At 36.6% G+C, this 235-nt stretch carries 1 protein-coding gene; it reads left to right on the top strand.

What is annotated here, in order from left to right; translation table 11 throughout:
- Positions 1-235, top strand: a 235-nt coding sequence (locus NDO48_RS29540; protein ID WP_267322961.1) for an asparaginase domain-containing protein, incomplete at both ends; no start/stop codon positions are given.

Genomic DNA, 235 nt, shown 5'->3' with positions numbered 1-235 from the left:
CATTAGAAGCTTTACGCTCAGATGGACAAACTAACCTATTAAATGCTCTCTATATTGCTGCACATCATCCGATTAATGAAGTTGCACTGTTTTTCAACAATACTCTGTATCGTGGTAATCGTGCGATAAAAGCACATGCAGATGGCTTCAATGCTTTTGCTTCTCCTAATAGTGCACCTTTATTAGAAGCAGGCATTAATATTAAAACGTTTAAAATAAACCCATTACCTAAGCC

This window comes from Aminobacter sp. MET-1 (assembly GCF_026521175.1).
GTDB lineage: Bacteria > Pseudomonadota > Alphaproteobacteria > Rhizobiales > Rhizobiaceae > Aminobacter.
This window is presented reverse-complemented; position numbering and strand designations above follow the sequence as displayed.